Source organism: Streptomyces longisporoflavus, from assembly GCF_014649775.1.
Taxonomy (GTDB): Bacteria; Actinomycetota; Actinomycetes; order Streptomycetales; family Streptomycetaceae; genus Streptomyces; species Streptomyces longisporoflavus.
Map to the genome: position 1 here is coordinate 170,696 of NZ_BMTR01000003.1, position 17,973 is coordinate 188,668.

Genomic DNA, 17,973 nt, shown 5'->3' on the forward strand with positions numbered 1-17,973 from the left:
GCCATAACGCGAAATAAACGCTGAAAGACCCCCGGACGATTTCGTCCGGGGGTCTTCCGCTTAGGCGTGGGCCGGTCGGCGGCGGGGTTCCTGACGGCGGTTAAGCCTTCGTCTGCTCTACGTCCTGCGCTTCCGCTTCCTCCTCGGGCTCGCGCCCCGGCGTATGCAGGTCGAACTTGCGGATCACGAAGCTGAACAGCGCGTAGTACACGACGGCGAAGACCAGGCCGATCGGGATGATCAGCCAGGGTTTGGTCGCCAGACTCCAGTTGATGACGTAGTCGATCAGGCCCGCCGAGAAGCTGAAGCCGTCCTTCACGCCCAGGGCCCACGTCACCGCCATCGAGACACCGGTGAGCACGGCGTGGATCGCGTACAGCAGCGGCGCGATGAAGAGGAACGAGTACTCGATCGGCTCGGTGATCCCCGTGACGAACGACGTCAGGCCGACCGACAGCATCATGCCGCCGACCACCTTGCGCCGCTCCGGGCGGGCCGCGTGCGTGATCGCGAGAGCCGCCGCGGGGAGCGCGAACATCATGATCGGGAAGAAGCCCGAGGTGAACTGACCCGCCGTCGGGTCGCCCGCGAGGAACCGGTTGATGTCGCCGTGCACCATCGTGCCGTCCGGCTTCTCGAAGTCGCCGAACTGGAACCAGACGAACGTGTTCAGGAACTGGTGCAGGCCGACCGTCAGGAGCGCCCGGTTGGCCACGCCGAAGATCCCCGAGCCCAGCCAGCCGAGGTCCACGAGCCACTTGGAGAAACTGGTCAGCCCGTCGCCGATGGGCGGCCAGATCCACACGCACAGACCGGCGAAGACCAGACCGACGAAGGCCATGATGATCGGCACCAGACGGCGGCCGTTGAAGAAGCCGAGCCAGTCGACCAGCTTCACCCGGTGATAGCGCTGCCAGAACCACGCGGCGAGCAGACCCATCACGATGCCGCCGAACACCCCCGGATTCTGGTACGCGGCCTGCGCGACCGTCCCGTCCTCCGCGATGCAGACGCCGCTCCACATCCCGGCGGCGCCGAAAGTGGTGTCGGTGGGACAGTCGTCGGGGAAGGCGCGCAGGACCGCGTAGTAGACGAGGAATCCGGTGACCGCCGCGAGTGCCGTCGAGCCGTCCGACTTCTTGGCCATGCCGATCGCGACACCGATGCAGAACAGCAGCGGCAGACCCAGGGCGGAGTCCAGGAGCGAACCGCCCGCCGCCGCGAAGACCTTGGCGACGTTGTCCCAGCCGAGGCCGTCGGCGCCGAAGACGTCCGGCTGGCCGAGACGGTTGAGGATGCCGGCGGCGGGCAGGACCGCGATGGGAAGCTGGAGGCTGCGGCCCATCTTCTGCAGGCCCTGGAACAGCCCGTTCCACCACTTCTTCTGCGGCGCCGCCGCGGCGTCGGTACTCATCGGCGTCCCCTCCGGAACAAGCCAGGTTTGGCGGTCGTTGAAAACTGGTGTAGACCAGTTGCGGAACGGGTGCGGTGCCGCCCCTCGGGACGGCATGCGGGGTGGCATGAGGGGTGACATCAGGGATGGCACCTTGATCGTCATCATTGGGTACGAGTGCCGCAGGCGCCTGCGAAGATGCTCCAACCGTGCGCTACCGTGACAAAGCGGGCCTACGGTGTGGTGAGGCCGCGTCCTTTAAGAACAGGGAGAACACCATGGCCAGCAAGGCTGAGAAGATCGTCGCCGGGCTCGGCGGCATCGACAACATCGAAGAGGTCGAGGGCTGCATCACCCGCCTCCGCACCGAGGTCAAGGACCCGGCACTCGTCGACGACGCCGCACTGAAGGCCGCGGGCGCACACGGCGTCGTCAAGATGGGCACCGCCATCCAGGTCGTCATCGGCACCGACGCCGACCCCATCGCCGCCGACATCGAAGACATGATGTGAGCCACTGAGCCCACCCGCCGAGGGCCCTGCCGAGCACCGGCAAGGGCCCTCAGCCATGTGCCGGCAGGGTCAGCCGGGCCGATAGGGTCAGCCGCATGTCCTCCACGCTCCGCATCGACGGCCGCACCCCCGAACAGCTCCGCCCGATCACCATCGAACGCGGCTGGAGCAAACACGCCGAGGGCTCCGTCCTCATCTCCTTCGGCGACACGAAGGTCTTCTGCACCGCCTCCGTCACCGAAGGCGTCCCCCGCTGGCGCAAGGGCAGCGGCGAAGGCTGGGTCACCGCCGAATACTCCATGCTGCCGCGCTCCACCAACACCCGCGGCGACCGCGAATCCGTACGCGGCAAGATCGGCGGCCGAACCCACGAGATCTCCCGCCTCATCGGCCGCAGCCTCCGCGCCGTCATCGACTACAAGGCGCTCGGCGAGAACACCATCGTCCTCGACTGCGACGTCCTCCAGGCCGACGGCGGCACCCGCACGGCCGCGATCACCGGCGCCTACGTCGCACTCGCCGACGCCGTCGCCTGGGCCCAGGGCAAGAAGCTCGTCAAAGCCGGCCGCAAGCCGCTGACCGACACCGTGTCCGCCGTCTCCGTCGGCATCGTCGGCGGCGTACCGCTCCTCGACCTCCGCTACGAGGAAGACGTCAAGGCCGACACCGACATGAACGTCGTCTGCACCGGCGACGGCCGCTTCGTCGAGGTCCAGGGCACCGCCGAGGCCGAGCCCTTCGACCGCAAGGAGCTCAACGCCCTGCTCGACCTCGCGGTCGGCGGCTGCGAGGACCTGGCCGCGTTCCAGCGCGAGGCGCTCGAAGCCACGAAGTAACGGCCCTGGCCGCCAACTCGACGGCCCGGCAGGCAACCACGAGCCCTCCCCGGGCGTTCTTACGGGTACGGGCGCACGCGCACAGCCGTACGCCCGTACCAGCACCCGGGGAGGGATCCACGCATGGCCGCGCGCCACCGCCGTATTGCCATCGCCATCACGTCAGTTCTGATCGCCGTACCGGCGGGCATCGGACTCGTCGGCTGCGACGCCGTCAACAAGGCGCTCGACTGCGTCCAGACCGCGGACGCCATCGCCGACAGCGTCACCGACCTCCAGCAGGCCGTCGAGAAGGCGGGCGACGACCCCACGCAGGCGGACGAGGCGCTCGACAAGATCGACAAGAACATCGACGAGATCGGCGACAAGACCGACGACACCGACGTGAACAAGGCCGTCGACGACCTCGACAAGGCCGTCGCCAACGTCCGCGACGCCGTCGACAAGGGCGACGCCACCCCCGACCTCAAGCCGATCGTCGACGCGACGAGCGAGCTGACGAAGGTCTGCACGCCGTAGGGGTCCAAGGGCTTGGATACTGATGGGCATGACCCGCCTCATCCTCGCCACCCGCAACGCCGGCAAGATCACGGAACTCAAGGCGATCCTCGCCGACGCAGGCCTCACCCACGACCTCGTCGGCGCGGACGCCTACCCCGAGATCCCCGACGTCAGGGAAACCGGCGTCACCTTCGCCGAGAACGCCCTCCTCAAGGCCCACGCCCTCGCCAAGGCCACCGGCCTGCCCGCCGTCGCCGACGACTCCGGCCTCTGCGTCGACGTCCTCGGCGGAGCCCCCGGCATCTTCTCCGCCCGCTGGGCAGGCCGCCACGGCGACGACGCCGCGAACCTCGCCCTCCTCCTGGCCCAACTCGGCGACATCGACGAGGACATCCACCGCGGCGCCCACTTCGCCTGCGCGGCGGCCCTGGCGCTCCCGGACGGCACGGAGAGGGTGGTGGAAGGCCAACTGCGCGGAGTCCTGCGCCACACTCCCGCGGGCTCGGGCGGCTTCGGCTACGACCCGATCCTCCAGCCGGAGGGCGAGACGCGCACGTGCGCGGAACTCTCCGCGGAGGAAAAGAACGCGATCAGCCATCGGGGGAAGGCGTTCCGGGCGTTGGTGCCGGGGGTGCGGGAGCTTTTGGGCTGAGAGAGCGCGCGAACGCCGAAGGCCCGCCTCGCGGGGTGCGCGAGGCGGGCCTTCGAATTAAAGGCTGGTGCGGCCGATGGGATTCGAACCCACATGGGCTTGCGCCCAGAGGCACCTAAAACCTCCGCTTATACCATTCAGCAACGGCCGCCAGCTGCCAGCATCGTATCTGGCTGGCCGCTGTGGTGGAACGCGCACCGGCCTACGCTGTACTGGTTCGTGGCCTCCTGCGACCCCCTCGGCACCATGTGCTCGTAACCGCATGGCAGTTGGGGCACAGCAATCGCAGGTTCTCACGTCGGTCGTCGCCCCAGTCGCCGTTGATGTGGTCGATCTCCAGGGTCATGGGCTTCCCGTGCCACTCGGGCGGAGTCCCGCACGCGTCGCAGAGCTCGGGGACGCCGACCTCACGCAGGGCCCGGCGGAGCAGCACGCTCCTGGTGCGACACCGACCATCATGGCGGACCAAGATATGCGCTGCATTCTTCCTCGGCGTCGTGCCCGGCTTGTCCCTCTGATGTGCCTGGCCGAGAAAATGGGACGTGTCCATGCGCTCTTCCGCGATCCAGCCACGCAACATGCCTCGCTGACTTTGGTTGTCCGGCCGCTCAAGGCGCCGGAGCGCCTCGGCCACGGACTTCGACTCCGCCACGACCCTGTGCAGGACAGTCGAATCAGGTCGTGTGCGTTGTCTGGTGAAACTCGGCCGGCGATGGAAGCTCGGCTCGCTCATGACTGCCGCCCCTTGGCCCGGCCCCGCCCTTGCCAGTCGCCGTCGATGTGATCGACCTCCAGCGGGAGCGGATGCCCTTGCCACAGTGGTTCCGTGCCGCACATCGCACATAGCTCGACGACGCCCACGGCGGCCATGGCCCACCTGAGCCGGTCGCTTTGCATGCGCCGGGCCTTCGTCGGTTCTTGTGCGACGAGAATCTGTTCCGGCGTGCGGCGCTGCTTGGGAACACCGACCCGGGACGGATGCCGAAAGTGCGATGTGCTGATGCCGTACGCCTTGATGCGGCGCGTGATGTTGGTGTGATGGCCGCCCACTACCTCGATCCCCAGGTATCGCAGCACGTCGTTCACGCTTCTCGACACAGCCACGGCGGGCTCGAGAACGCCTCGGACAGCGTGCGTGAGGACTTGGCGGCCTCCTCCAGGCGTTCCCTGGTGTATCTACTGACCGGCATCGTTCCCCCTCCGCATCCGGCCGCCCGTTGCAGCCTCGTACGGGCTAACGAACCGCTTATCGGACAGTCACGCCCGGAATGCGGAACGGCCCGCCCCACTTTTACGTGGGGCGGGCCGTGCCGGGCCGGAGAGGGGGAGGGGTCAGAAGCGGGGGGTCGGGGCCGCTGCCTCGACCATTTCCGCTGCCTCTTCCTTCGTGCCCACCGACGGGGGCGAGCCCTCGAGAGGCTTCTGGGCCGTTTCCTTCATGCAGGCCACCGCGATCACACCCACCAGCGCCGCCGCCATCGAGTAGTACGCCGGGACCATGTCCGTGCCCGTGACGCTGATCAGGGACGTGATGACCAGAGGGGCCGTGCCGCCGAAGAGGGAGGCGGAGAGGTTGTAGCCGACCGACAGGGAGCCGTAGCGGACCGAGGTCGGGAACAGGGCCGGGAGCGTGGCCGACATGGTGCCGAGGAGGCAGACCAGGGAGAGGCCAAGGAGGAGCATGCCGGCGGAGACGGCGACGAGGCTGCCCTGCTTGATCAGGAGGAACGCCGGGATCGAGACGACCAGGAAGCCGACCATGCCCGCCATCAGGAGCGGCTTGCGGCCGAAGCGGTCGGAGAGCTTGCCCACCTGCGTGATGATCAGCATCAGGATCACCATCGTGCCGATGAGGAGCAGCAGGCCGTGCGAGTCGTCGTAGCCGAGCTCGTCGGAGAGGTAGGTCGGCATGTACGACAGGAGCATGTAGTCGGTGATGTTGTACGCGCCGACCAGGGCGATGCAGAGGACCAGCTTGGGCCAGTGGTCGCGGAAGATCTTGGCGAGGTCGCCCTTCGCCGTGGTCTCCACCGTGGACGCGCCTTCGGAGGCCGCGTGGAAGGTGGCGTCCTCCATCTTCTGGAACGCGGGTGTCTCGTCGAGCTTCAGCCGCAGGTAGAGGCCGACGAGGCCGAGCGGGCCCGCGACGAGGAACGGCAGGCGCCAGCCCCAGGACTCCATGGCGTCCGAGCCGAGGGCGCTGTTGAGGATGAGGACGAGGCCCGCGGCACCGGTGTAGCCGGCGAGGGTGCCCATCTCCAGGAAGCTGCCGAAGTAGCCGCGGCGCTTGTCGGGGGCGTACTCGGCGATGAAGGTCGAGGCGCCCCCGTATTCGCCGCCGGTGGAGAAGCCCTGGACCAGGCGGAAGAAGATCAGCAGGACGGGTGCCCAGAAGCCGATCGTGGAGTAGGAGGGGATCAGTCCGATGGCCAGGGTGCCGATGGCCATCATGATCATCGTCAGGGCGAGGACCTTCTTGCGGCCGATCTTGTCACCCATGGGGCCGAAGACCATGCCGCCGATGGGGCGCACCAGGAAGGAGACCGCGAAGGTGGCGAAGGAGGAGATCAGCTGGACCGTGTCGTTCCCGGAAGGGAAGAAGACGTGGCCGATGGTGACGGCGAGGTAGCTGTAGATGCCGAAGTCGAACCATTCCATGGCGTTGCCGAGGGAGGCTGCTTTGACGGCTCTTTTGACCGCTGCGTCGTCCGTGACCGTGATGTCCGTGCGTCGCAGCGGGGGGTCCTTGCGGCGTTTGGCGGCTCGGAAGAGGGTGCGGTGACGCTTCACGGCCTCGGTATCGGCCTCTGCCTCGTCGTGGGCCGCCATGGGTTGTCCTTCCGTTCTGCGAATAATCCTCCTGGCATCATTTGCTCGATCCGCGCCGACGCAAACGAAAGCCCCCGTCAAGGGGGCTTTCGTCACACTTGGAAAGGGGGCCGGGGCCTCCGGCTCAGATGCCCAGGTCCTTGATGATCTTGGCTACGTGGCCGGTCGCCTTGACGTTGTAGAAGGCGTGCTCGACCTTGCCCGACTCGTCGACGACGACGGTGGAGCGGATGACGCCGGTGACGGTCTTGCCGTACAGCTTCTTCTCGCCGAAGGCGCCGTACGCCTCCAGGGTCTCCTTGGAGGGGTCGCCGACCAGCGTGACCTTGAGGTTCTCCTGCTCGCGGAACTTGGCGAGCTTCTCCGGCTTGTCGGGGGACACGCCGATGACGTCGTACCCCGCGGACGCGAGAACGTCGAGGTTGTCCGTGAAGTCGCAGGCCTGCTTGGTGCAGCCGGGGGTGAGTGCGGCCGGGTAGAAGTAGACGATGACCTTGCGGCCCTTGTGGTCGGCCAGGGAGACCTCGTTGCCGTCCGCGTCCGGCAGGGTGAACGCCGGGGCCGTGTCGCCGGGGGTGAGTCGCTCGCTCATCTTTCGGTCTCCTCGCACAGGATGCTGCGTAAGCAGGTAAGCAGGATGCTCGTAAAACATGTGGTGACGGAGTCGAGCGTAATAGGGGTGCCGTGGGGTGCGGCGGGCGTGGAGCTGACAGACTGTCGGCGATACGTACACAAGACACGGACAGAACAGACGACCGGACAGCAGACAGCCGGACACGACCACGGAGGCAGCGCGGTGGCGGACACGTCGGACACCAGGACCCCGGCGCAGATCGAGGCGGACATCAGGCGCCGTCGCGTGACGCTCGCCGAGACGCTCGACGAGATCGGGGTGCGGGTCCACCCGAAGACGATCGTCGGGGACGCGAAGGCCAAGGTCGTCGCGAGTGTGGACAACTCCCTCGGCCGGGCGTACGTCGGTGCGAATCGCGTCGTCTCCGACGTGCGGGCCCAGCTGGTGACCGAGGACGGTGCGCCGCGTCTTGAGCGCGTCGTGCCGGTGGCGCTGGTGGTCGTGGGGCTCGTGGGGCTGCTCGCGGTGGGTACGCGGCGCCGCAGGGACTGACCCGGGGGCGTACGGGCGCGCCGGTGGCAGGTAGGTTCAGGGGCGTGAGCGCCAAAAGCCAGGGACAGAGCCCGCACGACGACAAGTTGCCCATCCGGATGCTGCACGACCGTGTGCTCGTGCGGCAGGACACCGCCGAGGGCGAGCGCAAGTCCGGCGGCGGCATCCTGATTCCCGCGACCGCCGCCGTCGGCAGGCGGCTCGCCTGGGCCGAGGTGGTCGCCGTGGGGCAGAACGTGCGGGCGGTCGAGCCGGGTGACCGTGTCCTCTACGACCCGGAGGACCGGGCCGAGGTGGAGGTGCGGGGCGTGGCGTACGTGCTGATGCGCGAGCGCGACCTGCATGCCGTGGCCGCCGACCGGTTCGAGGGCTCCGAGGATTCGACGGGGCTTTATCTGTAGCTGCGCGGGAGTACGCACAGGGGCTGGTGATCATCGTCACCAGCCCCTTACGCGTGTCGTTTGCTACCTTTTAAGGACCCCGACGAGACGCGCCGTACCGGGTTTCCGCAAAGACGACGCACCCCCATTCAAGTGACGCGATCTCGCGTCTCTACGTGTCGGAGGTGCCGTCGTGGCCTGGGTTCTGTTGATCGTCGCCGGTCTGCTCGAAGTGGGCTGGTCGATCGGGATGAAGTTCACCGAGGGGTTCACGCGGCTGTGGCCGAGCGTGTTCACCGGCCTCGGGATCGTCGCGAGCATGATGCTGCTGTCGCAGGCCGCCAAGACGCTGCCGATCGGTACGGCGTACGGCGTGTGGGTCGGCATCGGTGCGGCCGGTGCGGCGGTGGTCGGGATGATGGTCCTCGGTGAGCCCGCCACCGCCGCCCGGATCTTCTTCGTCGTACTGCTGCTCGTCGCCGTGGTGGGCCTGAAGGCGACCTCGGGGCACTGACCGGCCGGTCACCGACGGTCGGGGGTACTGACCGGCCGGGGCGTCGGCGCTAGTAGTACGACGGGCCGCCGTCGCCCTGTCTCCGGTAGGCCCCCGCGTTGTCCGGGAAGCCGCCCACGGCCCCCTCGGCGACGCCCGTACCGCCGTCGGCGGTGGCGCCGCCGTCCGTCTGGCCGCCCTGGACGGCGCCGGGGTCGGTGGGCGTGCCCCCGTCGGTCGCTCCGCCGTCGGCGGTGGCTCCGCCGTCCGTCGTCGGGCCCACGGTCTGGCCCTGGTCCTGGCCCTGCGTCTGGCCCTGGTCCTGGCCTTCGGTCTGCCCCGGGTCCTGGCCTTGCGTCTGGCCCTGGTCCTGGCCCTGGGTCTGGCCCTCGTCCAGGCCCGGCGTCTCGCCGCCGGTGGCCGCCCCGCCGGTCGCCGGGTCCTGCCCGGTGGCCGAGGGGTCCGGGAGCTCCGGCACGTCGGCGCCCTCTTCGACGTCCAGTTCGAAGTCCTGCACGGGCTCGCCCTGGAGGGCGTCCCTGGTGAACTGCGCCCAGATCTGGGCCGGGAAGGCGCCGCCGTTGATGCGGGGCTGGCCGAGCGCCCCGTACAGCGGGGTGTGCGCGCCGGTGTCGGGGTTCTGGCCCATCACGGAGACCACGGTGGCCAGCTCGGGCGTGTAGCCCGCGAACCAGGCCGCCTTGTCCTCTTCCGCGGTGCCGGTCTTGCCCGCCGCGGGACGGCCCGCGGCCTGCGCGGCCGTGCCGGTGCCGCCGTCGACGACGCTCTGCAGGATGGACGTGGTGGTGTCGGCGGCCTCGCGGCTGACGGCCTGCGCGGTCTTCGGCTCCGGGAGTTCGATCTCCTGGCCGTCCTTGGTGACCTTCGCGACCATCGTGTACGTGGGGTGCTTGCCGTGGTTGGCGAGCGTCGCGTACGCCTCCGTCATGTCCAGGACGGAGGCCGTGGACGGGCCGAGCGCGATGGAGGGGGACGCGGTCAGGTCGGGTGTGCTCGACGGGATGCCGAGGTCGATCGCGGTGTCCTTGACCTTGTCCGAGCCGACGTCGACGGCCATCTGCGCGTAGACCGAGTTGACGGACTTGTCGGTGGCGGTGCTGACGGTGATGTCGCCGTAGTCGACGTCGTCCTCGTTCTCGGGGGCGTACGCCCCGCCGTCCCAGCCCTGCACGGGGCGCTTGTTGGTGCCGTCGTAGATCGTGTTCGGGGTGATCGGGCGGCCGTCCTGGGTGACGGAGCCGTTCTCGACGGCCGAGGTGAAGACGAACGGCTTGAAGGTGGAGCCCACTTGGTAGTCGCGGCGCGTGGCGTTGTTGACGTACTGCTTGGTGTAGTCGATGCCGCCGTACATCGCGACGACCTCGCCGGTCTTCGGGTCGATGGAGGCGCCGCCCGCGCGCACATTGCGGTCGACCTTGCGGGCGCCCTTGTCGAGCTTGGACATGACCTGGTCGTCGACGGCCTTCTTGAAGGCGTCCTGGCGGTCCTTCTGGAGGGTGGTGGTGATGCGGTAGCCGCCCTTGTCCAGGGTGTCCTCGTCGACGATCTTGTTGGCCGTCAGATAGTCCTCGACGGCCTGCACGAGATAGCCGCGCTGCCCCGACAGGCTGGACGCGCCCTTGGCCTCCTTCGGCTCGGGGAACTTGGTCTTCGCCCGTTCGGCGGCGCTGAGCCAGCCCTCCTTGACCATGCCGTCGAGGACGTAGTTCCAGCGGCCCACGGCACGCGGCTTGTTCTCCGGGTGGGTCGCCACGTCGTACGCGTTGGGGGAGTTGAGGAGCGTCGCCAGATAGGCGCCCTGCGCGGTGTCGAGGTCCTTCACGTTCTTGCCGAAGTACGCCTGGGCGGCGGACTGCACGCCGTACGCGTTGCGCCCGAAGTAGCTGGTGTTGAGGTACCCGGCGAGGATGTCGTCCTTGCTCACCTCGCGGTCCAGCTTGATGGAGATGAAGAATTCCTTGGCCTTGCGGGTGACCGTCTGCTCCTGGCCGAGGTAGTAGTTCTTCACGAACTGCTGGGTGATCGTCGAACCGGACTGTTTGCCCTTGCCGGTGACGGTGTTGTACGCGGCGCGGATCATCGCCTTGGGGTCGACCGCGGACTCGCTGTAGAAGTCCCGGTCCTCGGCGGCGAGCGCGGCGTGCTGGACCTCCTTGGGGATCTGGCTCAGCGGTACGTTCTCGCGGTTGACCTCGCCGTCGCGGGCCAGCTGGCTGCCGTCGGCGTACAGATAGACGTTGCTCTGCGCGGTGGCCGCGGTGTTGGCCGGCGGGATCTCGACGATCATGTAGCCGGCCGCGAAGCCGCCGACGCAGAGCAGGATCAGCAGGATGAATCCGCCGAGCACCATGCGCCAGGTGGGGAAGATGCGCCGCCAGCCCTTGCGCTTGGGGCGCTTCTTCTTGCCTTTCTCGTCGGCGCCGGTCGCTCCGGTCGCTCCGGTCGCTCCGGTCGCTCCGGTCGCGTCCTCGTGGGCGCCTTCGGGGGCTCCGGCCGGGGTGGCCGCCGGGGGGTCCACGGGTTCGCGGGGCGCCCAGCCCTCGGGCTCTTTGCCGCCCGGCTGCTGTGGCTCGTCGCTGCTGCTCATGTCTCGTGGAACTCCCGGTTCGCGTCGCACGTCACGTACGCCTCGTACGACCCATTGCACACTGTCGCTTCCTGCGTTCCCTGCCAGGCACGCGCCGTGCGCCGAAAATGCCTGGCACGGGCGATGACGACCGCACTAGGCTCCGTCTCTTTGGTCCGGGCCGGGTGCGGCTTTCGTCAAGGCTCTCGGTCGAGTGCTCGTCAAAGCGTTCGTCAAAGCTCTTGTTAAAGGGGATGCGTGTGCGTACAGGACGGTTCCGCTTATACGCGGCCGTCGCCAGGAGCGGCTTCAGGCGGTACGCGACCTACCGGACGGCCACCCTGGCGGGGGTCTTCACCAACACGGTCTTCGGACTCATCCTCGCGTACACCTACATCGCCCTGTGGGACGAGCGGCCGGGGCTCGGCGGATACGACCAGTCGCAGGCGCTGACGTTCGTCTGGCTCGGGCAGGCGCTGCTCACGGTCATGGCGCTGATGGGCGGCGGCTTCGAGGGCGAGCTGATCGAGCGGATCCGCACCGGGGACATCGCCGTCGACCTGTACCGGCCCGCCGACCTGCAGACCTGGTGGCTCGCGACCGACCTGGGACGGGCCCTGTTCCAGCTGCTCGGGCGCGGTGTCGCGCCGATGGTGGTCGGCGCCCTGGTCTTCGACCTGGCCCTGCCCGGCGAACCGGGGCGCTGGCTGGCGTTCCTGGTCGCCGTGTTCCTCGGCGTGCTCGTGAGCTTCGCGATCCGCTTCCTGGTGGCGCTCTCCGCGTTCTGGCTGATGGACGGCGCGGGCACCACGCAGGTGGCGATGCTCGCGGGCACCTTCTTCTCCGGGATGCTGCTCCCGCTGAACGTCTTCCCGGGCGCCCTCGGCGAGTTCGCCCGCGCGCTGCCCTGGTCGGCGCTGCTCCAGGTGCCCGCCGACGTGTTCCTCGGCAAACACACGGGCGTGGACCTGCTGCGGACGTACGCCTTCCAGATCGGCTGGGCCGCGGCGCTGCTCACCGCCGGGCGGCTGTTGCAGGCCGTGGCCACGCGACGGGTGGTGGTCCAGGGTGGATGACTCCGTGCAGGCGCGGAACGGGCGCACGCGGGCGCGACACGGCCTGGCGCAGGTGCGGGACGGCGTCCGGGCCTACCGGCTGATCTCCGGCATGTGGATCCGCTCCCTGATGGCCTACCGCCTCTCGTTCGCGATGACCGCGTTCGGCAACTTCGCGGTGACCGCGTTCGACTTCGCGGCGATCCTGCTGATGTTCTCGCAGGTGGACCGGCTCGGCGGCTACTCGCTCTCCGAGATCGCCCTCCTGTACGGCGCCACGTGCACGTCGTTCGGGATCGCGGACCTCGCCCTGGGGTCCATGGACCGGCTTGGCAAGCGGGTGCGCGACGGCACGCTCGACACGCTCCTGGTGCGGCCCGCCCCGGTGATCGCGCAGGTCGCCGCCGACCGCTTCGGCCTGCACCGGCTCGGGCGCCTCGTGCAGGGGGCGTTCGTCCTCGGGTACGCGCTGGTGGTCCTGGACATCGGCTGGACCCCGGTGAAGATCCTGATGGTCCCGCTGATGGTGCTCTGCGGCGCGGGCATCTTCGCCGCCGTGTTCGTGGCGGGCGCGGCCTTCCAGTTCGCGGCGCGGGACGCGGCCGAGGTGCAGAACGCCTTCACGTACGGCGGCACCACGCTGCTCCAGTTCCCGCCGACCGTCTTCGCCAAGGACCTGGTGCGCGGCGCCACCTACATCCTGCCGCTGGCCTTCGTGAACTGGATCCCGGCGCTGTACGTCCTCGGGCGGCCCTATCCGCTCGACCTGCCGACGTGGACGGCGTTCGCGCCTCCGCTGGTGGCCGCCGTCCTTCTCGCACTCGCGGGCCTCGCCTGGCGCACGGGCCTGCGTTCGTACCGCAGCACAGGGAGCTGAACCACCGTGGAACCAGACCTCATCGCGGGACCGGACCTCATCGAGCTCGACGGCGTCGAGAAGGTCTTCGACGTACGCAAGAAGACCGGCTTCCTGCGGCGCGAGAAGCACGAGGTGCGTGCCGTGGACGGCATCAGCTTCACCGTGCCGCGCGGCGAGATGGTCGGCTACATCGGCCCGAACGGCGCGGGCAAGTCGACGACGATCAAGATGCTGACCGGCATCCTGACCCCCAGCGGTGGCCGGCTGCGGGTCGCGGGCATCGACCCGTCGCGCGAGCGCACCCGGCTCGCGCGGCGGATCGGCGTGGTCTTCGGCCAGCGCACCACCCTGTGGTGGGACCTGCCGCTGATCGACTCGTACCGCCTGATGCACCGCATGTACCGCATCCCGGACGCCCGCTACAAGGAGAACCTCGACCGGTGCGTCGAACTCCTGGAGCTCGCCGAACTGCTGGACGTCCCGGTGCGCCAGCTCTCGCTCGGCCAGCGGATGCGCGGGGACATCGCGGCGGCGCTGCTGCACGATCCGGAGGTGCTCTACCTGGACGAGCCGACGATCGGCCTCGACGTGATCAGCAAGGCCAAAGTCCGGGGCTTCCTGCGGGACTTGAACGCGGAGTCCGGCACGACGGTCCTGCTCACCACGCACGACCTGACCGACATCGAGCAGCTCTGCAAGCGGGTGATGGTCATCGATCACGGGCGCCTGATGTACGACGGTCCTCTTGCCGGTCTGCACGAGGCGGGGGAGAGCGAGCGGACCCTGGTAGTGGACCTGGAACGTGAACTTCCGCCTCTTGAGGTGGAGTCGGCGCGGGTGGTGAAGGTGGAGGGGCCGCGGCAGTGGCTCGCCTTCCCCGCGGCGGAGTCGGCAGCTCCGCTTGTCGCCCGGGTCGCGGAGCGGTATCCGATGGTCGATCTCTCGGTCAGAGAACCCGACATCGAGGCGGTCATCGCCAAGATGTACGCGGACAAGTCGACCTCGTAGGCTGCTCGTATGACCGACGAGCAGCCGCATCTCCCCGATCTCAGGGCCGCCGACGCCGACCGTGAGCGCGTCGCCGAACGACTCCGCGACGCGGTGGCCGAGGGCCGCCTGGACATGGAGGAGTTCGAGGAGCGCCTGGAGGCGACGTACAAGGCCCGTACGTACGGCGAGCTTGAGCCGATCACGCGGGACCTGCCCGCGGTGGACGCGAAGGTGTCCATGGTGAAGGGCCCGGTGAGCGGCGACCCCGCCGCCATCGACTGGTCCGAGCGGATGGTGAGCGGCGAACCGACGTCGAAGATCGGCTTCGCCTTCTGGGGCGGTTTCGGCCGCAAGGGCGGTTGGGTGGTCGGCCGGCAGTTCGACGGGATCGCCATCTGGGGCGGCGGCGAGATCGACCTGCGCGAGGCGCGCTTCACGGAGCGCGACGTGGAGATCCGCTGCTGGACCCTCATGGGCGGCATGCAGGTCATCGTGCCGCCGGAGATGACCGTCGTGGTCAAGGGCTTCGGATTCATGGGCGGCTTCGACGACAAGGCGACCGGCGAGGGCACTCCCGGCTCGCCCCGCGTGGTCGTCAAGGGCTTCGCCCTGATGGGCGGCGTCGGCGTGGACCGCAAGATCCGCCGGGTCGAGAAGCTGCGCCTCAAGGAGGAGCGCCGCCGCGAGCGCCTCGCGCGGCGGGAGGAGCGGCGCGAGCTGCAGATGCGGCGGCGCGAGGAGCGGGGCTGAGGAGCGGGGCTGAGGGGGCGGGGCTCAGTGCTATGACTGAGCCCCCGGACCGCGGCTACAGCTCGGCGGCCGCCGAGCCCCGCAGGCTCGTCAGGTTGAACGTCTCGGCCATCTTCCGGTAGCCCTCGTCGCTCGGGTGCAGGTGATCACCGGAGTCGTACTGGCCGCGCAGCTTGCGGGGGTCGTACGGATCGCGCAGCGCCCGGTCGAAGTCGACGAACTCGTCGAAGACCTTGCCGTCGCGGATCTGCTCGTTCACCGACTGGCGGACGTTCTCCAGGGCCGGCTCGTATCCCCGGTGGCCGCCGAACGGCATCAGGGTCGCCCCGACGACGCGCAGTCCGCGGGTGTGCGCCTGCCGGGTCAGCTCCCGCAGGCCTTCCACGATGCGGTCGGGGTCGTTCTGGTGCGGGTTGCGCAGGATGTCGTTGACGCCGAGCGCCACGACGACGGCCTTGACGCCCGACCGGTCGAGCACGTCGCGGTCGAAGCGCGAGAGGCCGCTCGGGTTGTCCGCCGGTGATCCGTTGCCGTCCGAGAGGACGCGGTTGCCGCTGATGCCGGCGTTCACGACGCCGTAGCGGGGACCGCCCGACTCGTCGCGCAGGCGGGCGGCCAGAGTGTCGGTCCAGCGGGCGTTGGCGCCCATGGTGGAGGAGATGCCGTCGGTGAGCGAGTCACCGAAGACGACGACGGTGCCGTCCGCCTCGTTGCTCAGGACGTCCACGGCGGTGAGGTAACGCCAGGAAGTGCTCTGCTGGTTGTACGCGGCGGCGTTCGGGTCTTCCGTACGGTCGCCCTCGGCGACGTAGCTGACCTGGCGGGCGTGCGGGTGGAAGGTCACCGGGCCCGAGGGGGTCGGCGAGTACGTCGTGACCAGGAGGTCACTGGCCTGCGGCACGCGCAGCCGGACCGCGTCGCTCATCACCTGCTGGCCCGCGGGGATCACCACGGACGTGTTGCCGTTGAAGTTCAGGCGGCGCAGGGTGCCCGGCGCGGCGGCCGGGTTGTTCGAACCGACGGCGACCGCGATGGAGGCGTGGGTGATGCTCAGCGGCTGCTGTCCGTACAGGTTCGACAGGGTGATGCGGGCGCTGTTGCCGCCGACGCTGGTGTGCACGACGTTGCGGATGGACTTGCCCGCGAAGCCGTTGCGGTGCGTGTTTGGTTCGGCCGCCGCGGGGGATGCGGCCCAAGAGCCGACCCAGGTGCCGGCGGAAGCGGGCGCGGCGGAGTTACGCGGGCCGCGTGGCCCCGCGCTGATGGTGTCCTGAGATCCGTCGTCGGTGGCTACACCGAGATATATGGCGGCGGAAATCACCACTATTACCGCGAGCACCGCGGCAAGCAGGGCATAACCGTGACGCTTGGTCATGCGGGCTGTGTCTCCTCGAGCAGGGGGAGCCCCCGGGCTCCGATGTGATCACCCCATGATGCGTCATGGGCCGTGAGGCGGCCGACACTGCCCCCCTCCGACCATTCAGACGCCGGGAACTTGTGGTCCGTTCCAGGAGTCGGTCAGGAAGGGGCGCAGAGAGACGGGGACAATACGGATGAGGATGCCGCGAACCACGCAAACGGGCCAGGTGGAGTGAGTGGAACGTACGAATCGAGCAATCCCGGAGGATGCGGCCGCAGCGGCTGCTGCCGGACAGCATTCCCGTGAGCCCCGCCCGGCAAGCGGCGTCCCGTCGGGCACTGGCTCCGCCGGGAGCGGTTTCGGCGGGGGTGGTTTCACGTACAGCCCCGCTGACGAGGAGAAACGGCGCGGCGTCCGCCGGATGAAGATCACCGCGACGGGCCTCCTCGTCTTCGTCGCGCTCGTCTACGTGCTCGCCAAATGGGCGCAGAACTCCGGCGCCGGAGCCTGGGCGGGCTATGTCGCCGCGGCGGCCGAGGCAGGCATGGTCGGCGCGCTCGCCGACTGGTTCGCGGTGACGGCGCTCTTCCGCCACCCACTAGGCCTGCCCATCCCGCACACGGCGATCATCCCGAACAAAAAGGATCAACTGGGCGCGTCCCTGGGCGACTTCGTGGGTGAGAACTTTCTCTCATCCGCTGTCGTACGGGGGCGGCTGCGCGCCGTCGGCATCGGCAACCGGCTCGGCACCTGGCTCGCCGACCCCGAGCACGCCGACCGGGTGACGGCCGAGCTCGCGACGGCGCTGCGCGGCGCCCTGACGGTCCTGCGCGACTCCGACGTGCAGGCGGTCGTCGGCGAGGCCATCACGCGCCGCGCCGACGCCCGGGAGATCGCGCCGGGCATCGGGAAGATGCTGGAGAAGGTGGTCGCGGACGGCGGCCACAAGCGGGTCGTCGACCTGGTCTGCGCACGCGCCTACGACTGGCTGGTGCTGCACGACGAGTCGGTCATGGACGCGGTGCAGGGCGGCGCGCCCGGCTGGACCCCGCGGTTCGTCGACAAGAAGGTCGGCGAGCGGGTCTACAAGGAACTGCTCCGGTTCCTCGCCGAGATGCGGGACATGCCCGAGCATCCCGCGCGCGGCGCCGTCGACCGCTTCCTGGCCGACTTCGCCGCCGACCTGCAGTCCGACTCGGAGACCCGGGAGCGCGTGGAGCGCCTCAAGCGGGAGGTCCTCGGCCGGGGCGAGGTGCAGGACCTGATCGCCTCCGCCTGGTCGGCCGTACGCGCGATGATCGTGGCCGCCGCCGAGGACGAGCGCAGCGAGCTGCGCCTGCGGGTGCGGGCCGCGCTGCTCTCGCTCGGCTCGCGGATGGCGACGGACGGCCGGTTGCAGGAGAAGGTCGACGGCTGGGTCGAGGGCGCCGCGGTGTACGTGGTGACGACGTACCGGGACGAGATCACCTCCCTGATCACCGACACGGTCGCGGGCTGGGACGCCGAGCACACGTCGAAGAAGATCGAGGCGCACATCGGGCGTGACCTGCAGTTCATCCGGATCAACGGAACCGTGGTGGGGGCGCTGGCGGGGCTCCTCATCTATTCGGTTTCGCGGTTGCTGGGGGCGTAGGGGGCCGCATAGGGGGC

At 69.1% G+C, this 17,973-nt stretch carries 19 protein-coding genes, 1 tRNA gene and 1 riboswitch; of the genes, 12 read left to right on the top strand and 8 right to left on the bottom strand.

The genetic code is table 11. The annotated features are described in order from the left end of the window. Positions 1–100 precede the first annotated feature (100 nt). Positions 101–1,414 carry a PTS transporter subunit EIIC gene (locus tag IE226_RS07410; RefSeq protein ID WP_190080230.1) on the bottom strand — a complete coding sequence of 438 codons (1,314 nt, stop codon included), beginning with the start codon at positions 1,412–1,414 and terminating at the stop codon, positions 101–103. Between the two features lie 257 nt (positions 1,415–1,671). Here IE226_RS07410 and IE226_RS07415 point away from each other — a divergent pair, with 257 nt between their 5' ends. The 4 genes from IE226_RS07415 (at position 1,672) to rdgB (ending at position 3,894) form a co-directional block, all read left to right on the top strand. Then, positions 1,672–1,905 carry a PTS sugar transporter subunit IIB gene (locus tag IE226_RS07415; protein WP_055568676.1) on the top strand — a complete coding sequence of 78 codons (234 nt, stop codon included), beginning with the start codon at positions 1,672–1,674 and terminating at the stop codon, positions 1,903–1,905. 95 nt (positions 1,906–2,000) lie between these two features. Next, positions 2,001–2,741 (top strand): ribonuclease PH, encoded by a 741-nt coding sequence (gene rph, locus IE226_RS07420; protein WP_190080231.1) that lies wholly within the window; start codon positions 2,001–2,003, stop codon positions 2,739–2,741. A 123-nt stretch (positions 2,742–2,864) separates the two neighbouring features. Next, positions 2,865–3,260, top strand: a complete 396-nt coding sequence (locus IE226_RS07425; protein ID WP_190080232.1) for a hypothetical protein — start codon at positions 2,865–2,867, stop codon at positions 3,258–3,260. 28 nt (positions 3,261–3,288) lie between these two features. Then, the gene (rdgB, locus tag IE226_RS07430; protein ID WP_190080233.1) at positions 3,289–3,894 is read left to right on the top strand and encodes an RdgB/HAM1 family non-canonical purine NTP pyrophosphatase; all 606 of its coding nucleotides are present in this window, start codon (positions 3,289–3,291) and stop codon (positions 3,892–3,894) included. Positions 3,895–3,959: 65 nt separating this feature from the next. On the opposite strand, the gene IE226_RS07435 is transcribed toward rdgB, so the two are convergent. The 5 genes from IE226_RS07435 to bcp all read right to left on the bottom strand — a co-directional run bounded on the left by IE226_RS07435 (position 3,960) and on the right by bcp (position 7,315). After that, positions 3,960–4,045 (bottom strand) — tRNA-Leu (locus tag IE226_RS07435). A gap of 51 nt (positions 4,046–4,096) precedes the next feature. Further along, entirely contained in the window at positions 4,097–4,738 is a 642-nt protein-coding gene (locus tag IE226_RS07440; protein ID WP_190080234.1) for an HNH endonuclease, read from the bottom strand. Next, positions 4,624–4,980 carry a hypothetical protein gene (locus IE226_RS07445; protein ID WP_373306901.1) on the bottom strand — a complete coding sequence of 119 codons (357 nt, stop codon included), beginning with the start codon at positions 4,978–4,980 and terminating at the stop codon, positions 4,624–4,626. The genes IE226_RS07440 and IE226_RS07445 overlap by 115 nt, the downstream gene beginning before the upstream one ends. Positions 4,981–5,226: 246 nt before the next feature. Continuing rightward, positions 5,227–6,723 carry a glycine betaine/L-proline transporter ProP gene (gene proP, locus IE226_RS07450; RefSeq protein ID WP_190080235.1) on the bottom strand — a complete coding sequence of 499 codons (1,497 nt, stop codon included), beginning with the start codon at positions 6,721–6,723 and terminating at the stop codon, positions 5,227–5,229. Between the two features lie 124 nt (positions 6,724–6,847). Further along, a complete protein-coding gene (gene bcp / locus IE226_RS07455) occupies positions 6,848–7,315 on the bottom strand; it encodes a thioredoxin-dependent thiol peroxidase (RefSeq protein WP_190080236.1) in 468 nt (155 codons plus the stop codon). 204 nt (positions 7,316–7,519) lie between these two features. Between bcp and IE226_RS07460 the strand changes: the two genes are divergently transcribed. The 3 genes from IE226_RS07460 (at position 7,520) to IE226_RS07470 (ending at position 8,743) form a co-directional block, all read left to right on the top strand. Next, positions 7,520–7,849, top strand: a complete 330-nt coding sequence (locus tag IE226_RS07460) for a DUF3618 domain-containing protein (RefSeq protein WP_190080237.1) — start codon at positions 7,520–7,522, stop codon at positions 7,847–7,849. A gap of 98 nt (positions 7,850–7,947) precedes the next feature. Continuing rightward, complete coding sequence (locus IE226_RS07465; RefSeq protein WP_190080540.1) at positions 7,948–8,250, top strand: GroES family chaperonin; 303 nt, start codon at positions 7,948–7,950, stop codon at positions 8,248–8,250. A 61-nt stretch (positions 8,251–8,311) separates the two neighbouring features. After that, positions 8,312–8,373, top strand: a riboswitch (guanidine-III (ykkC-III) riboswitch). Positions 8,374–8,422: 49 nt separating this feature from the next. After that, positions 8,423–8,743: a DMT family transporter gene (locus tag IE226_RS07470; protein WP_190080238.1), complete on the top strand. Its 321-nt coding sequence runs from the start codon at positions 8,423–8,425 to the stop codon at positions 8,741–8,743. A 49-nt stretch (positions 8,744–8,792) separates the two neighbouring features. On the opposite strand, the gene IE226_RS07475 is transcribed toward IE226_RS07470, so the two are convergent. After that, complete coding sequence (locus IE226_RS07475) at positions 8,793–11,330, bottom strand: transglycosylase domain-containing protein (RefSeq protein ID WP_190080239.1); 2,538 nt, start codon at positions 11,328–11,330, stop codon at positions 8,793–8,795. Between the two features lie 233 nt (positions 11,331–11,563). Between IE226_RS07475 and IE226_RS07480 the strand changes: the two genes are divergently transcribed. The 4 genes from IE226_RS07480 to IE226_RS07495 are packed head-to-tail and all read left to right on the top strand — an operon-like array spanning position 11,564 to position 14,963. After that, positions 11,564–12,385 carry an ABC transporter permease gene (locus IE226_RS07480; RefSeq protein WP_190080240.1) on the top strand — a complete coding sequence of 274 codons (822 nt, stop codon included), beginning with the start codon at positions 11,564–11,566 and terminating at the stop codon, positions 12,383–12,385. Then, positions 12,378–13,241, top strand: a complete 864-nt coding sequence (locus tag IE226_RS07485) for an ABC transporter permease (protein WP_229870605.1) — start codon at positions 12,378–12,380, stop codon at positions 13,239–13,241. The genes IE226_RS07480 and IE226_RS07485 overlap by 8 nt, the downstream gene beginning before the upstream one ends. Positions 13,242–13,247: 6 nt before the next feature. Then, positions 13,248–14,231 (top strand): ABC transporter ATP-binding protein, encoded by a 984-nt coding sequence (locus IE226_RS07490; protein ID WP_229870607.1) that lies wholly within the window; start codon positions 13,248–13,250, stop codon positions 14,229–14,231. A 9-nt stretch (positions 14,232–14,240) separates the two neighbouring features. Next, positions 14,241–14,963 (top strand): DUF1707 SHOCT-like domain-containing protein, encoded by a 723-nt coding sequence (locus IE226_RS07495; protein ID WP_190080241.1) that lies wholly within the window; start codon positions 14,241–14,243, stop codon positions 14,961–14,963. 55 nt (positions 14,964–15,018) lie between these two features. Here IE226_RS07495 and IE226_RS07500 read toward each other — a convergent pair whose 3' ends face one another. Beyond that, positions 15,019–16,338: an SGNH/GDSL hydrolase family protein gene (locus IE226_RS07500; protein WP_190080242.1), complete on the bottom strand. Its 1,320-nt coding sequence runs from the start codon at positions 16,336–16,338 to the stop codon at positions 15,019–15,021. A 406-nt stretch (positions 16,339–16,744) separates the two neighbouring features. On the opposite strand from IE226_RS07500, the gene IE226_RS07505 reads away from it, so the two are divergent. Further along, positions 16,745–17,956, top strand: a complete 1,212-nt coding sequence (locus IE226_RS07505) for a DUF445 domain-containing protein (RefSeq protein ID WP_190080243.1) — start codon at positions 16,745–16,747, stop codon at positions 17,954–17,956. Positions 17,957–17,973: the final 17 nt, after the last annotated feature.

Excerpts from the sequence above, each read along its gene's own strand:
- IE226_RS07410 (WP_190080230.1), bottom strand. The coding sequence starts at position 1,414 with ATGAGTACCGACGCCGCGGCGGCGCCGCAGAAGAAGTGGTGGAACGGG.
- IE226_RS07415 (WP_055568676.1), top strand. The coding sequence starts at position 1,672 with ATGGCCAGCAAGGCTGAGAAGATCGTCGCCGGGCTCGGCGGCATCGAC.
- rph (WP_190080231.1), top strand. The coding sequence starts at position 2,001 with ATGTCCTCCACGCTCCGCATCGACGGCCGCACCCCCGAACAGCTCCGC.
- IE226_RS07425 (WP_190080232.1), top strand. The coding sequence starts at position 2,865 with ATGGCCGCGCGCCACCGCCGTATTGCCATCGCCATCACGTCAGTTCTG.
- rdgB (WP_190080233.1), top strand. The coding sequence starts at position 3,289 with ATGACCCGCCTCATCCTCGCCACCCGCAACGCCGGCAAGATCACGGAA.
- IE226_RS07440 (WP_190080234.1), bottom strand. The coding sequence starts at position 4,738 with ATGTGCGATGTGCGGCACGGAACCACTGTGGCAAGGGCATCCGCTCCC.
- proP (WP_190080235.1), bottom strand. The coding sequence starts at position 6,723 with ATGGCGGCCCACGACGAGGCAGAGGCCGATACCGAGGCCGTGAAGCGT.
- bcp (WP_190080236.1), bottom strand. The coding sequence starts at position 7,315 with ATGAGCGAGCGACTCACCCCCGGCGACACGGCCCCGGCGTTCACCCTG.
- IE226_RS07465 (WP_190080540.1), top strand. The coding sequence starts at position 7,948 with ATGCTGCACGACCGTGTGCTCGTGCGGCAGGACACCGCCGAGGGCGAG.
- IE226_RS07475 (WP_190080239.1), bottom strand. The coding sequence starts at position 11,330 with ATGAGCAGCAGCGACGAGCCACAGCAGCCGGGCGGCAAAGAGCCCGAG.
- IE226_RS07480 (WP_190080240.1), top strand. The coding sequence starts at position 11,564 with ATGCGTGTGCGTACAGGACGGTTCCGCTTATACGCGGCCGTCGCCAGG.
- IE226_RS07495 (WP_190080241.1), top strand. The coding sequence starts at position 14,241 with ATGACCGACGAGCAGCCGCATCTCCCCGATCTCAGGGCCGCCGACGCC.
- IE226_RS07500 (WP_190080242.1), bottom strand. The coding sequence starts at position 16,338 with ATGACCAAGCGTCACGGTTATGCCCTGCTTGCCGCGGTGCTCGCGGTA.
- IE226_RS07505 (WP_190080243.1), top strand. The coding sequence starts at position 16,745 with ATGAAGATCACCGCGACGGGCCTCCTCGTCTTCGTCGCGCTCGTCTAC.